Source organism: Vampirovibrio chlorellavorus, from assembly GCF_003149375.1.
In the GTDB taxonomy this organism is placed as follows: Bacteria; Cyanobacteriota; Vampirovibrionia; order Vampirovibrionales; family Vampirovibrionaceae; genus Vampirovibrio; species Vampirovibrio chlorellavorus_B.
On record NZ_QFWH01000003.1, the window covers coordinates 319,535 to 333,732 of the forward strand.

The following is a 14,198-nucleotide window of genomic DNA, read 5'->3' on the forward strand; positions in this document are numbered from 1 at the left end:
GCAATGGGGGCTCTGTCAGTGTTATCGACCCACCCCGCCAATTCTTGAATTTTTTTTACAAAATCGTCCGGGAGACCGGGTTGAGGATGCGCTAAAAAGGGCTTCACCCGGACAGGCAATGCCCGGAGAAGGGATTCGGTCTGTCCGGTCGGTCGGCCTCAGACAGTCTCAGAGTCGGATCTCTAGGGAGCGGGTCGGGTGGTTTTGGCTTTGGCGGCCTTGAAGCCCGGATTCTGGAAGGAAAGCAGACCCGGCTGCGATTTGAAGCTGTGAATGAACTTGCAGGCATCGATACATTCCCCGCAGTTGAAGCAGCCATCGAACTGTCCCACTTTCAGGGCCCCGGTATCTCGGGGGTCAATATCCACCGGGCAAACGATTTGGCAGGCGGTACAGGATTTGCAGTCCTCGGTTTTGCTGCTCTGGAACTGAATTTCCAGTGGGCGCCACGGGGAATCCTCATGGTATGCGGAAATCGATTGGGCCAGCCCGTAGGGGCAGCAGGTGCGGCAGAAGTCGTTGCCCACGAAAAGCAGAAACAGGCCAATTAACAGGAACAAACCGTTGCCAAAAACCAGGGCGATGTGGGGATGTCCGCTGGCGTACTGCTGAATAACCCACTGGGGCGGAACGACATAAAAACAAAGCAGCAAGCTGAGGCCAAAGGTCAGCAGGATGGCCAGAACGGGAGACAAGGCCGGGAAAATGAATCTGAAGGAGGGGTGATCACGCAGAATCAGCTTCATCCAGCGGGGCTTGGGGGCCAGTCCCACCATGGCCCGCAGGGGGTGGGTCCATTCGGTCAGGGTGTTGTGGGGGCAGGCCCAGCCACAAAACAGGCGTCCCCAAATGAAAGAAATGACGCCGATGAGAATGACGGCCCCGTAAAATCCGATTGGCAGCCACTTCAGGTTCTCAAAGGCAAATGGCCATGGCTTCCCCAGGAACATCAAATGCTGATGGATCATATCCACCCGAAAAACATCCAGTACCGGGCTCAGAAAGCATAGCGCCCAGAAAAAAGGCTGGATGAGTTTACCGCGAAATGCGTGGTATCGGTACTTAAGGGGGTTGCTGGACTGCTTCATGAATTTAGCGAAGGGTGGGGGCTTTGCGGTTTACAGTGTTATCCTACTGCGGTTGGGCTGATTTACCAATGGGTTTTGCGCATTTGGGCAGGTTTAGCCAATTGTCGAATTTTGAAGGGTGTCCTATTTTTTTACAATAACAAGCAGGGAATGTTTACCCGTCTTTTGCAAGGAGGGCCCTCTTCAACTTCAGCATTGGACTGTCACTGCTCACCGGGAGGGAGTGTTATGCGCATTGCCCAAATTGCTCCGCTGTGGGAGCTGGTTCCCCCACGTGCCTATGGAGGAACCGAGCTGGTGGCTTACCTGCTAAGCGAGGGGTTGATTCAACGGGGTCATGAGGTGACCCTGTTCGCGGTGGCAGGCTCCCAGACGTCCGGATGCCTGAGGGCTTATGCCTCTCAGCCCTTGAGGGAGCTGGAGGAAACCCTGCATAACGACAAGACGCATTGTACGGTCATGGCATCCGAACTGAATGTGCTGGGCGATGTCTTTCTGGAGGCCGAGCGCTACGACGTCATTCACAATCACATGGGCTTTCAGGCTTTGCCCTTTGCCAACTTCGTGGAGACCCCGGTGGTGACCACGCTGCACAACGCCCTCTCACCGCAGCCGGTGCGGGACTTGTTCCTCAAAAATGCCCACCAGCACTATGTTTCAATCAGTCGTTATCAACAGCAGCTTTGGCCGGAATTGCATTACGCGGCCACCATTTACCACGGAATCGATCTGAGCCGCTTTGAACCGAAGTTCGCGCTTTCCGGCGAACCCTATCTGGCTTTTCTGGGGCGATTGTCCCCTGAAAAAGGTCCTTTGCAGGCCATTCGGGTGGCGCAGGCTCTGGGTCTGAAACTTTTGCTGGCCGGGAAGATTGATCGGGTTGATCAGGTTTTTTATGACTCGGTTTTGGCCAGCCAGATTGATGGCGATCGGATTATCTACGTGGGGGAACTGGAGCATGCCGCCAAGGTGGAGTTCCTGCGGAACGCGGCTGCCTGCCTGTTCCCGGTACAGTGGCCTGAACCCTTCGGGTTGGTCATGATTGAGGCCATGGCTTGCGGCACACCGGTATTTGCCCTGCGAAACGGCTCCGTGCCGGAGGTCGTGGATCATGGGGTGAGCGGCTACGTGGCGGACACCGTGGAAGCCTTGACGCGGGCCGTTCAGGATTACGCCCGGTTTGATCGCCGTTTGGTGCGGCAAAAGGCCGAAGAGCGGTTTTCCGCCCAGCGCATGGTGGTGGAACACGAGCGTCTCTATCAACGATTGGTCAATGTCAACCGATGGGATGGGAACCTCTGGCACCGTGCCAGTCGAAACCTTACAGCCAGTTCACCGCTGCCTTTGCACCGGGCCTCGGATCGTCCTGCCTGCCAGTATGGACGTCCCGCCGCAACCCCGGCGGATTGATAAAGGCCAGTCTGTGGCAGGTCGGTAGCGGTTTGGCCACACAGCGTCCCTGACTCAGGTTCTTCCCGAAAGAGAGCGCCATGAAAATCAAACAGCCCGAGGATTTTTTATCCAGAAATCGCAGCATCAAGCACAACCATCTGTACCTGGTGGATGATTTGCAGGGCAATATTCCCCGGGGCGATATGTCGGGTCTTGGCATGTACCACCTGGACACCCGATTTTTGAGCTGTTTTGAAATCAAGCTGCATGGCACAGACCCCATCCCCCTGCTCTCTTCCACGGAAATGGGTTACATGTCCACCATTGTGTTTACCAACGGGCCTATTGAAACGACCACGGAGGATGGTACCCCGGTCACCCTGCCCCCGGAGATCATTCAGCTGAAGCGGGAGACGGTGTTATACGGCCTTCAGTTTGAACGCTTTTGGCTGGTCAGCTACTATTCCAAACCCGTTTATATGGAGCTGAGTCTGACGTTTGACGCTGATTTTCGCGATATGTTCGACATCCGGGGCATCGTGGAGATGCCTCCGTTACAAAAACGCCCCCCCATTATGGACACCAGCGGTCAAAATCCGGTGCTGATTTTTGGATGCAAGGATCGCAGCGGGCGTAACCTGCAAACGGGGATTCGTTTCGTGGATCTGGCCCCGGAGGAAGCGCCCGCCCGGGACTTGCCCACGGTGATTTACCGGACCTTGCTGAAACCAAGGCACCCTTTAAACTTTAACTACGAAATTCAGACCATCATCAACGATCATTTGATGAACGCGGGGGTGATTGAAACCAGTGTCCAAACCATGGACGAAGCCCTGATGCACCTTAATTTCAGGGCCCGCAGAAACGTTCAGGACACTGCCGTCTTCGTTTCTGATAACGAGGATTTCAACGAAATGATGTCCCGGAACCAGAAAGACATGCAGATGCTGACAACCCATAGCGATGAGGGTAGCTATGTGGCCGCCGGAATCCCCTGGTATGTGGCCCTGTTTGGACGGGATTCGCTGATCACCTCCCGGTTCGCAATGTTGTATAACCCGACGGTGGCTCGGGAGTCCCTGAAAATACTGGCCAAGTATCAGGGGAAGGAGACGAATCCGCATCGGGATGAGGAACCGGGCAAGATTCTGCATGAAATGCGGGTGGGGGAGCTGGCCCGGTTGGGAGAGATTCCGCACACCCCCTACTACGGCAGTGTGGATTCGACCCCCTTGTTTATTATTACCTTGTACGAGTATTTCCGCTGGACCAACGATCGTGAGTTACTGTGCAAGTTGTGGCCCAATGCTCTGGCCGCCCTGAACTGGATTGACGACAACCTGCGCAAGCATCCACTGGGTTTTAGCACCTACCGTAGCAGTTGTCCCCGGGGTATTTTGCAGCAGGGCTGGAAGGATTCCTACGATAGTGTGATGGATGAGTTCGGGGTGATTGGACAGCCCCCCATCGCCCTGTCGGAAGTACAGGGTTACGTGTACCTGGCCAAGACCTACATGGCCCGTTTGGCCGACTATATGGAGAACAAGGAGCTAAGGCAGCGCCTGAAGCAGGATTGTCTGGAGTTTCGCAAACGCTTTAACACCCACTTCTGGATGGACGATCTGGAATACTGCGCGCTGGCACTGAATGAAACCGGCCAGCCCTTCCGGGTCATCACCTCCAATCCGGGGCACTGTCTGGAAACCGGTCTGTTTTATGAGAACCATGCCAACCAGACCGTAAACCGCCTCATGTCCGCGGATTTGTTCAATGGCTGGGGCATCCGAACCCTCAGCTCCAACACGGTGGCTTACAATCCCATGAGTTATCACAATGGTTCCATCTGGCCGCACGACAATGCTTTAATTGCCCGGGGCTTTGCCCGCCTGAATCGTCCGGACTTGGTAGAGCGCATTTTTACGGGCTTGTTTGAGGCCGCCCGGCACATGTACTATCGTCGCCTGCCGGAACTGTTTTGCGGATTCCGCAAAGAGGACGGCAAAGAGGGCGATCCGCCGGTTCGCTACGCCGTCTCGTGTAATCCCCAGGCCTGGGCGTCAGCGGCCATGTACTCCATTATTCAGTCCATGCTCAATATGCGGGTGGATGCGCCCCGCAAGAAGTTGTCCATTCATTCGCCCCGCTTGCCCCATTACATGTCATTTTTACAGATTAACAACCTGTGTGTGGGCAAGGCGATGGTCGATCTCGAGTTTCGGCGCAACCACCAGAGCGTGACCGTGGATGTGCGCAACCGAAAGGGCGAACTGGACATTACGGTGCAGGTTTGAGCTTTGATAAGAATGAGGGGCGAAAAAGGAGCGACCCGGCCAGATTTTACGTCTGACCGGGTCGGTTTCGTTTCCCGGAGTGGGTGACAGCAGTTTGGTGGCCGTATCTCACTCCGGGGAAGTTTGTGATAGTAGACAACGAGAGGTTGAGTCCAAGGGGGATGATGTGACCCTCAGACCGTTTGTTTGACTGACAAGCTCATTATCGGCCAGATTTTGAAGATCTTTAGCCTGACTTTGCAATTTGGGAAGTTCCTGGGGGCCGCTTTCGTCAATTCCGAAATAGCCGTTCTGCTAGGCGGACTGAAACCATTAGCGAATCTTCCTTTAGACGAACAGGTAATTTAACCAAAAATGCCGGGAGATATAATATCCAGACTTTCTCCGGTAGCCCAGCTTGTGAATATCAATGTCACAACTGGGTTTGGTTGGATTGGGCGATGACTATTTACCGTGGGAGAGGATTCTGGTTAGACAATCGCCCTGTGTTACAGGATAGGAGATGTGATTGCTATGTTAAACAAGACTGAAATCAAGGGAAACTGGCATGTTTTGAAGGGCAAGCTCAAGGAAAAGTATGCTCAGTTGACCGATAACGACTTGCTGTATGTCGAAGGCAAGGAAGAGGAACTATTGGGTCGCATTCAGCAGCGCACGGGCCGTACCCGCCGTGAGATTGAGCGGGATATTGAAAACCTGTTGCCCCTTAAATCCCGTTAAGGGCAGGCTCAGATACCCTTTGCACCGTAGGCGCCCACGATGGTCGATGATTGTCGTGGGTGCTGGTGCAATTTACGGGGAAGGAACCGCACGGTATACAGATCAAAAGCGGGCCATTGATAGAGTGGGCTGGGCCTAGGCGCTTTCGGCGGTTCCTTCGTATTCCTCAACGTGAACCAGCACCTCCCGGACCTGTCCGTCAAAGGCTTCGCCCAGTGTGGATTCCACCCGGTAGGAAATGCCATGGGCTTCCTTCACCGTTAGTTGGGGGTCCACCTGAATGTGTAGATCGATAAAGACGTGATCCCGCATGCCCCGGCTTCGGATTTTATGACAGTCCAGCACACCGGGGACGGCCAGCACCACGGCGCTGATTTCGTTGGGATCCAGGGCGGCTTCATCGGTCAGGGCGCTGAAGTGGATCATAATCAGTTCAAAGCCCACTTTCAGGATGATGAGGGATACTACCAGGGCCAATACCGTATCTGCCCACAAAAAGCCCAGTTGCACGGCGGCCATGGAGAACAGCACGGAGATGGACACCAGACAGTCGGACAGGGTGTGCTTGGCGTCCGCTATCAGCAAGTCGCTTTTTAGTTCTTTCCCTTTTTTGTTCTCGTACCAGGTGACCCACAGGTTAATGAGCAGGGTAATGCCGATAATCCCGTAGCTGGTGGGAGAAATCCGGGGGTGGCTGTGCTGGGGGGAGAAAAACCGGGAGAACCCTTCACCGGCAATCTCAAAACAGGTCAGAAAGATAAAAAAGGAGATGACCATGGAGGCGATGGCTTCAAACTTGCGGTGTCCGTAGGGGTGGTTATGATCGGCGGGCTTCATGGAGATATTCAGGCCCACAATGCCCACCACGTTGGCCACGGCATCCAATAGCGAGTGGAAACCATCGGCGGTCATGCTGAGGGTGTGGGTTTGGTAGCCCCAAAACAGCTTGCTCAGGGAAACCAGCAGGTTGAAGAACAACGTCACCCCGAACACGCCCTGGGGGGTGTGCAGAATTTTGGAATAAAGGCTGGCTGGGGGAGTGGTTTGCATACCCGGTAAAAAAGCTCGGCTTCCGACACGCTGGTTCCAGTTTATCAAAAAAGCGGCTCTCAAAAGAAAATTGGAGCGGAGGGTGAGGGATGGGGATTGGTCTCGGGCAGTCTTTTTTGCCGTACCTCAACCGGTGAGTGCTTGCGCATCAGGGGTTGTCTGTTTTCAACCAGTCCAATGGTCTGCGCTGGAATGCTATGAGGCGATTTTTGAGCCTGAAGTCCAGCCTGCGGCGTTATGGCAACAATCACTTGCAACCCGCTTTGAGTTGATACAATGGGTAGATACCTTTCCCAAGTTTTAGGCCCAGTTCCCTATGAATTCTGTGACCGTGACCAGTCTGGCCGAAAAGATTCGGCGTTACCTGACTCAGAAAAATACCTCCGCACTCCGTCGCCTGCTGGCCCGGCAGAATTTTGCCGATGTGGCTGAAGTCATGGAGAGCGCTTTGAGCCGGGAAGAAGCGGTGGGCTGCTTTCAGTACCTGAACGTGGGGCAGGCCGCTCAGGTTTTGACCAGCGTGAACGATGAGTTACAGCATGCTTGTCTGGCCTCCTTGCCCACGGTGATGGGTAGTCAGATTCTGCGCATGATGCCCACCGATGACGCCGTGGACATTTTGCAGGAAATGGATACGGTGGAAAGCCAGCGCATTCTGGAAGAGATGCCGTTTGATACGGAAACCCGCACCCTGCATCACCTGATGATGGAGCAACCGGATTCCGCCGCCGGGATTATGTCCACCGACTTTATGAGCATTTCGGTGGAGGCCACGGTGGGTGAGGCCATGGACATGGTGCGCCGTGCCGAGGAGAAGGATTTCATTTATTACATGTACCTGGTGGATGCCGAGGACGCCCTGGTGGGGGTGGTCAGCCTGAAGCAGCTGATTTTGCATGACGCTTCCGTTCCACTCAGCCGCATTGCCCAGTTTGACGTGAAATCCCTGTTGGTCAGCTTCGATCAGGAGCTGGTGGCCAGCGTGTTTCGGAAGTATTACAACCTGTTGGCCATGCCGGTCACCGATCCGGACAACACCCTGCGCGGGGTCATCACCCTGGATGACATTATTGACGTGATCGACGAGGAAACCTCGGAAGACATTTACCGGGCCTCCGGGATCAATCTGGAAGAGGTGGACGAGCGGGGCTTGCTGGTGGGCCCGGTGTTTGGGGCCTTCAAGGCCCGTTTCCCCTGGTTGTCCATTACCATGGGCGGTCAGTTTCTGGCGGCCACCATTATTGCCCATTTTAGCCATACCGTGTCCGCGGCGGTGGTGGCCATTTCCTTTATGCCCTTGCTCACGGGGCTATCCGGCAATATGGGCACCCAAACCGATACCATTACCGTGCGAGGCCTCAGTCAGGGCCTGATTACCGATGATAATATCTGGGAAAAGTTGCGCCGGGAAATCAAAGTGGCCCTGCTGACCGGCGTGTTCTTCGCCGTCTCCGTGGGGATTTTGTCTTTGCTGATCTACCATCGCTGGCAGCTCAGCGCCTTGCTGTTCTCCTGGATCACCGTTTCCCTGTGCATCTCGGCCACGTTGGGCATGATGATTCCCTACGGGTTCAAACGCCTGTTCAAAGTGGATCCGGCGGGGATGGGCGGGCCCTTTATCACCACCCTGAGCGATATCCTGACCTTTCTCATTTACCTGTCCGTGGTGACCATGTTGCTAAAAGAGATGATCTGACCGGTGTCTTTGTGTTACGCTCACTGCGTGTTATTGCTAGAAATGAACAGTTAATACCCACCGATGCCCGTCACCCCTTTGACCAATCAGCAACTGCAAACCCTGATGGCGCAACAGCCCGGCTTGCTGCTGCTGGATGTGCGCACCCCCCAGGAGTTTTACGGCTTGGGGCATATCCCGGGGGCGCGTTTGTTGCCCATTTACGAATTGCCCGAGCAACTGGCCACGCTGGATGCGGGGCAGCCCACGGTGGTTATTTGTGAGCATGGGGTGCGCAGTTTTAACGCCAGTCATTTTTTGGCGCAACAGGGCTTTCAGTCCGTTTTTAATTTAACCGCCGGGATGGCGGAATGGGATGGACCCCGTGTTTTTGAATCCACGCATTCATCGGTTACGCTTGACTAGGCCGATTTTATTTTGTCCAATTGCATTCACTCACTTGAACCAAAAGGCGGGACGTCATGACTGAATTGACCCAAGAACTGGTAATGCAGGCCCTCACCCGTGTGGTGGACCCTGAGAAACAAAAAAACATCGTGGAACTGGGCATGATCGACTTTGCCTCCGTCTGCGACAACAACGTTAAAGTGGAGCTGATCCTGCCAAGCACCAATTACCCGGAAAGGGATGCCTTGCTGCAAGCGACTCGCCAGGTATTACAGGAATTGCCGAACATCAAGCTGGTGACCGTGGGTATCTCCCTGAAAACCCCGGCTGCCGTTAAACCCTTCCAGCGCCCGGCGGACAAGCCGTTGGCTCCGGTGGCCCCCAAGCAGTTGCTGCCCAATATTAAAAACGTCATTGCCATTTCCAGTGGCAAGGGCGGGGTGGGTAAAACCTCCGTTTCCGTCAATTTGGCCTGCGCCCTCAGCCAGCTGGGCTACAAGGTGGGCATTGTGGACGCCGATATTTACGGCCCCAACGTGCCCCTGATGATGGGCTTGCGTCACGCCAAGATTACCGAGCAGTCCGAAGCGGGCAAGCCCATGCCCCCGGAAATGCACGGGGTCAAGGTGATCAGCGTGGCTTTCATGATCAAGGAAGAGCAGCCGGTGGTCTGGCGCGGTCCCATGCTGGATCGCATCATTCGTCAGTTCCTGAGCGATTTTGAATGGGGCGAGTTGGACTTCCTGCTGGTGGATCTGCCGCCCGGTACCGGGGACGCCCAGTTGACCATCATGCAGGCGGCCTCACTCTCCGGCGCCATCATCGTGACCACTCCCCAAGAGGTGGCCTTGCACGACAGTCGCAAGGGCCTGGCCATGTTCGTGGGCCAGAACATCCCTTGTCTGGGTATTATCGAGAATATGAGCTACTTTGAAGGTGATGACGGCAAGCGCTACGAGATCTTCGGCCATGGCGGCGGTCGCAACGCGGCCAGTCAGCTGAGTGTGCCGTTTCTGGGTGAAGTGCCCATTGTGATTGAACAACGGGCCAAGGCCGATGCCGGTCAGCCGGTGGTGGTGTACGAGCCCGATGGCAAGCAGGCCGCCATTTTCCGGCAGATTGCTGATAACATGGTGGAAAACCTGCGGCGGGTGCATAGTCAGGAAAAGGCCATGGCCCACGTTTAGGCGCTCTTTGGTAGCCCAACGTCGCCGGAACATACTGCCCTATGCCAGTAAAACGCCATGCAAGTTAAAATTGTAGCCGGTTGTATCGCCTGTGGGGCGTGCGAGTCCATTTGCCCGGCTGTGTTTACGGTGTACGATTCGGCGGAAGCGGACAACGCGCAGGTGCCCGGCAACGAGGCCGAGTGCCGGGAGGCGGCCAAGGTCTGCCCGGTGAGCGTCATCAAAATCGAGGAGTAGCGCCTCAGCGGCGTATCTATAGGGTTGGAAGCACCACGAAAAAGCGGCTGCCCTTGCCCTCTTCGCTTTCCACCCCGATTTGCCCCTGATGGGCCTCCACGATTTGCCGACTGAGGTACAGGCCCAAGCCGGAGCCCGAGGAGCGCTGCTTGCTGGTGCCTTGGGAAAAGCGCTGAAAAAGTACGGGAATATCCGCTGCTGGAATGCCCCGACCGTTGTCTATGACCTGAATGCGCAGGTTGGGACCCTGTGGCGGGTTGGCGTTGCTTTCCTGTTGCAACACCACCTGAATTTGACCATTTTTGGGGGTAAAGTTGATGGCATTGCCGATCAGATTCACAAAGACCCGCTTCAGCTCCTGTTTATCCCCACGCACTCGGTATTCGGAGAGCGGAAAGTCATCCAGGGACTCCAGCCTGAGGGTCTGTTCCCGGTGTCTGGCCAGCGCTTCCAGCTCCTGGGTGATTTGTTCGAGTAAATCGCCCACGCTGACGGTGTCCAGAATCAGGTTTTGCCGCCCCGATTCGTATTTGTAGACTTCCAATAGTACGTTGACCAGCCCCAGCAGTTCCCGGTTGCTTTGGGTCAGCATGTGAATCAATTCCAGTTGCTTCTCGGAAAGTTCTCCCAGGGTGCCGTCGGCGAAAAAGCCCAGAGTCTGGATGGCTGCCAGCAGCGGGGTGCGTAAATCGTGGGTCAGGGTGGACATAAAGTCATCCCGCAGGCGCTCGATATCCTTGCGCTGGGTGATATCCCGTAGCACTACCACAAAACCCGGCGTTGCCATATCCGACTGAGCGGACAAGGCCGAGATATTGGCTTCCAGCGGGAGATCTCCCAGCAGGACCTCCGCGGTTTGGGGGCCGGGCGTGATCTGGAACAGTTCCTCAATCCGGCGCGGTTGACCGTTGGCCGGGGGGAGGGTCAATACCGTCTGAATGGGTTTTGCTGCGGCTTGCGCAGCGGTCAGGTTCAGTTTTTGCCCCAGCCATTGACTGGCTGCCGGGTTGACCGAGGTGATGGTCAGCTGGGGGCTGAGGGTCAAAATGCCATCGGCGGTGTTGTTGACGATGGATTGCAGCTTTTGGTAGGTGTCCTGTAAATCCCGGGTGCGCTCGGCCACCAGACTTTCCAGATGGACATTGTGACGCTCCAGCGACCGACGGGCCTCGCTGAGTTCCGCCACAGAGGTCTTGAGATCGCCAACCAGCCGACTGCGTTCCAGTCCGTTTTCAATGCTGAGTTTGAGATCCTCGTTGTCCCAGGGCTTCTCGATGTAGCGATAAATGCCCACGGTGTTAATGGCCTCAATGGCGTTTTTCTTGTCCGCGTAGCCCGTCAGCAGAATCAGGGTGCTTTCCGGGAGCAGGGCTTTGACCTTCCGCAGAAACTGAATGCCGTCCAGCCCGGGCATGGAGAAATCCGAGATGACCACATCGGGGCGCATTACGCTCACCTGCTCCAGGGCATCCTGTGGGTTGTTGAAACAGTGAACCTGGTGAGGGGTTTCCAGACTGAGCATGGTTTGCAGGCTGAGGGTGACCATCATTTCATCATCCACGATGAAGATGACGCCGGTTCGGCTGGCCAAAACAGGGGGCGCGTCCGTGGACGCGGTTTGCGCTTGCTGATTCATGGTTTCCTGTGGACTGGGGCTTACGTTATTATTATAAGCCCCAACCGTGCAGTGTACCATCGGCGCTGAGCATCCTTTGGCTTGCCGTCTCATGGCTTCCCGGTCTGGGTGGATTCCGTAGTTTTGAATGAAGTGGATTGTTGATGGCCCTCATGAACCAACCCGTCCCCGGCCATATTTACATCATCACCGGCCCCTCCGGTGTGGGTAAAGGCACGCTGTGCAAGATGTTGCTGGCCGTTGAGCCCAATCTGACCTTGTCGATTTCCGCCACCAGTCGGGCCATGCGGGCCGGAGAAACGGATGGGGTGAGCTATCACTTCAAAACCCGGGACGCGTTTGAGGCCATGATCGCCCATGATCAGGCTCAGCCCGATGCCGAGCGGCATCATTTGCTGGAGTGGGCCGAGTATAACGGGAATTATTATGGAACCCCTCGCTCGGTGGTTCAGGAGGCTTTGGCAGCGGGTAGCAGCGTGTTGCTGGAGATTGAAACCCAGGGCGCCCTTCAGGTGAAACGAAAATTCCCGTCGGCGCACCTGATTTTTGTGGCCCCGCCCAGCCTGGAAGCGTTGGCGTATCGCCTGCGCACCCGAGGCACTGAGGCGGAAGCGGAGATTGCCAGTCGTCTGGAAATTTCCCGGCACGAGATGACCTTGCAGGATCAGTTTGACTATGTGCTGGTCAATGAGCGTTTGGAAACGTGCCTGGACGCCATCCGGGAGATCATGGCCGGAACCGCTTCGGGGCGCACCTTGCGCTAAAACCTTTATCCTGGTCAGGAGTTGGAGTAAACTATAGAAAGTATCAACCTGAGCCTTAAAGCTGTTTTTATTTTATTAGTCGCAGGCATGTACGAATGGATAAAATCAAGGAGGCCTTGCTTCAGGCAGATCGGGTTTATCGGATTGTTGTGGTTGACGTTTTGAGAAGTTACCCAGTCATTTCCACCCGTAGCACCCGCTAAAGTGCTTTCCTCCACTTAATGACACCCAATCGTTGCGGCTGTATCCCTTGGAATTCCCTGTAAAGGCACCTTCGTGAAGTCATTTTTCCCATACTCAACCCTGTCAAAGGCCTTGAAAAAGGATTTTGAATCATAATGGCAACCTTGCTCTCAGATAATCAGCGGAACGTCAAATTGCGCCCAGAGGCGGAGAACGCCAAGCGCCTGGCTTTGTTGGGGGTTGACTTAAGCAAGTATCCCTCTGTCTACCATCGAGAGGTCTATGACCCCATCCAATCCCGCACGGATCGGGCCCTGTTTGGGCCGATTATGCGGGGCTTCGCGGCCCAGATGCTTTATCAGGTGCCGGACCCGGTCATGCTGACCCATATTTTGACCACCCGTTGTAACTACAGCTGCGGCTTTTGCTCCTTTGCCGATACGCTGAACGCCAAAACCAATGAAATGAGTCTGGCCGAGATTGAGAAGACCTACGCTTCCATTGGCAAAAACCTGAATGTCATTGTGTACTCTGGCGGAGAGACGACCCTGAACCGTCAACTGCCGGAAATCATTGAGGCGGCTTATCGTCTCACGCCGGTTCAGTCGGTGTATATCATCTCCAATGCCTGGAAGCCTGAATTGCTTCTGGAAATTACCCATCGCATTATGCAGACCTGCCCCAATCTCCATCTGACCTGGAGTTTGAGCATTGAAGGCCCCAAAGAGGCCAATAACGCCATTCGCTATACCAAGTCCAGCTCCTGGGACGCCTGGCAGAACAGTATTGACGCGCTGGAAGCCTTGAAAACCATCCGGGAGCTGTACGACTACGATCATCTGGACATTCAGCTCTGCACGGTCTGCTCGCCCAGCAATGTGGAGGTGATGGATGACTGGTACCTGATGGTTCGGGATATTTTAAAGCCGGACAAATGGAACCTGAATCTGATGCGCCGCAGTGTGCAGATGACCGGCCACGATTTGCCCACTTTTCAGGATCGTCGGGCCAAGCGGGAACTGGAGCCTTTTGAGGCCAAGTACCTGGAAATCACCCAGCGGGTGAAAGAGGATGTCTTGTCTGGTCGCCTGAAGTTCCTGTACCACACCAGCACCCCGGAGGATGGGGCCCTGAAGTCGGCGGTAGACCTGATTAGCCAGGAAGAGAACCGCCGCACCGTGGTGGAAGAAAAACCCATGTTTTGCTGCAAGGCGGGGAGCCTGGGCGCTTACATCAGCAGTGAAGGTGAAGTCAGCGGTTGTGAGGAGTTTGCCCACAATCCCACGGAAAACAAGTCCTTTGGCAACCTGCGGCAGGCCGATTTCAACTTCCAGAGCCTGTGGCAGGGCGAAAAGGCCAAATTCTACCGGGAGCAGGTGGGCAAGGCCAGAGAATGCCGTGGCTGTACCCTGGAAAGCCAGCGGAATTACCCTTCCATTCTGGTGTCCTTCAACACCCTGATCAAGGCCAAGCAACTGGCCGGGCAAATCCGCTAGAAGAGGACAAGGGGCTTCCCTCGGCCAGCTTTTGCCATTGTCAAAGTGTGGCGGCACACGCGGAAGGGCGT

The 14,198-nt window shown here is 55.4% G+C and carries 12 protein-coding genes; 9 read left to right on the plus strand and 3 right to left on the minus strand.

All coding sequences use genetic code 11. From position 1 onward, the window contains the following. Positions 1-182: 182 nt before the first annotated feature. The gene (locus DF283_RS05965) at positions 183-1,088 is read right to left on the minus strand and encodes a 4Fe-4S binding protein (RefSeq protein ID WP_303673815.1); all 906 of its coding nucleotides are present in this window, start codon (positions 1,086-1,088) and stop codon (positions 183-185) included. 228 nt (positions 1,089-1,316) lie between these two features. On the opposite strand from DF283_RS05965, the gene DF283_RS05970 reads away from it, so the two are divergent. From DF283_RS05970 to DF283_RS05980, 3 genes are all read left to right on the plus strand, one after another. Then, a complete protein-coding gene (locus DF283_RS05970; protein WP_303673816.1) occupies positions 1,317-2,498 on the plus strand; it encodes a glycosyltransferase family 4 protein in 1,182 nt (393 codons plus the stop codon). Positions 2,499-2,578: 80 nt separating this feature from the next. After that, positions 2,579-4,771 carry an amylo-alpha-1,6-glucosidase gene (locus DF283_RS05975; RefSeq protein ID WP_303673817.1) on the plus strand — a complete coding sequence of 731 codons (2,193 nt, stop codon included), beginning with the start codon at positions 2,579-2,581 and terminating at the stop codon, positions 4,769-4,771. Between the two features lie 513 nt (positions 4,772-5,284). Then, positions 5,285-5,491, plus strand: coding sequence for a CsbD family protein (locus DF283_RS05980; protein ID WP_303673818.1), 207 nt, complete (start codon positions 5,285-5,287; stop codon positions 5,489-5,491). A 135-nt stretch (positions 5,492-5,626) separates the two neighbouring features. On the opposite strand, the gene DF283_RS05985 is transcribed toward DF283_RS05980, so the two are convergent. Beyond that, the gene (locus DF283_RS05985) at positions 5,627-6,541 is read right to left on the minus strand and encodes a cation diffusion facilitator family transporter (RefSeq protein ID WP_303673819.1); all 915 of its coding nucleotides are present in this window, start codon (positions 6,539-6,541) and stop codon (positions 5,627-5,629) included. Between the two features lie 316 nt (positions 6,542-6,857). Here DF283_RS05985 and mgtE point away from each other — a divergent pair, with 316 nt between their 5' ends. The 4 genes from mgtE to DF283_RS06005 all read left to right on the plus strand — a co-directional run bounded on the left by mgtE (position 6,858) and on the right by DF283_RS06005 (position 10,048). Next, positions 6,858-8,237 carry a magnesium transporter gene (mgtE, locus tag DF283_RS05990; RefSeq protein WP_303673820.1) on the plus strand — a complete coding sequence of 460 codons (1,380 nt, stop codon included), beginning with the start codon at positions 6,858-6,860 and terminating at the stop codon, positions 8,235-8,237. Positions 8,238-8,300: 63 nt separating this feature from the next. After that, a complete protein-coding gene (locus DF283_RS05995; protein ID WP_303673821.1) occupies positions 8,301-8,642 on the plus strand; it encodes a rhodanese-like domain-containing protein in 342 nt (113 codons plus the stop codon). 56 nt (positions 8,643-8,698) lie between these two features. Continuing rightward, positions 8,699-9,811, plus strand: coding sequence for an Mrp/NBP35 family ATP-binding protein (locus tag DF283_RS06000; protein WP_303673822.1), 1,113 nt, complete (start codon positions 8,699-8,701; stop codon positions 9,809-9,811). 57 nt (positions 9,812-9,868) lie between these two features. Next, entirely contained in the window at positions 9,869-10,048 is a 180-nt protein-coding gene (locus DF283_RS06005; RefSeq protein WP_303673823.1) for a ferredoxin, read from the plus strand. A 16-nt stretch (positions 10,049-10,064) separates the two neighbouring features. On the opposite strand, the gene DF283_RS06010 is transcribed toward DF283_RS06005, so the two are convergent. Then, positions 10,065-11,744, minus strand: a complete 1,680-nt coding sequence (locus DF283_RS06010) for a hybrid sensor histidine kinase/response regulator (RefSeq protein WP_303673824.1) — start codon at positions 11,742-11,744, stop codon at positions 10,065-10,067. A gap of 92 nt (positions 11,745-11,836) precedes the next feature. Between DF283_RS06010 and gmk the strand changes: the two genes are divergently transcribed. Both gmk and DF283_RS06020 read left to right on the plus strand, forming a co-directional pair. Further along, positions 11,837-12,448, plus strand: coding sequence for a guanylate kinase (gene gmk / locus DF283_RS06015; RefSeq protein WP_303673825.1), 612 nt, complete (start codon positions 11,837-11,839; stop codon positions 12,446-12,448). A gap of 338 nt (positions 12,449-12,786) precedes the next feature. Further along, positions 12,787-14,127 (plus strand): radical SAM protein, encoded by a 1,341-nt coding sequence (locus DF283_RS06020; RefSeq protein WP_303673826.1) that lies wholly within the window; start codon positions 12,787-12,789, stop codon positions 14,125-14,127. Positions 14,128-14,198: the final 71 nt, after the last annotated feature.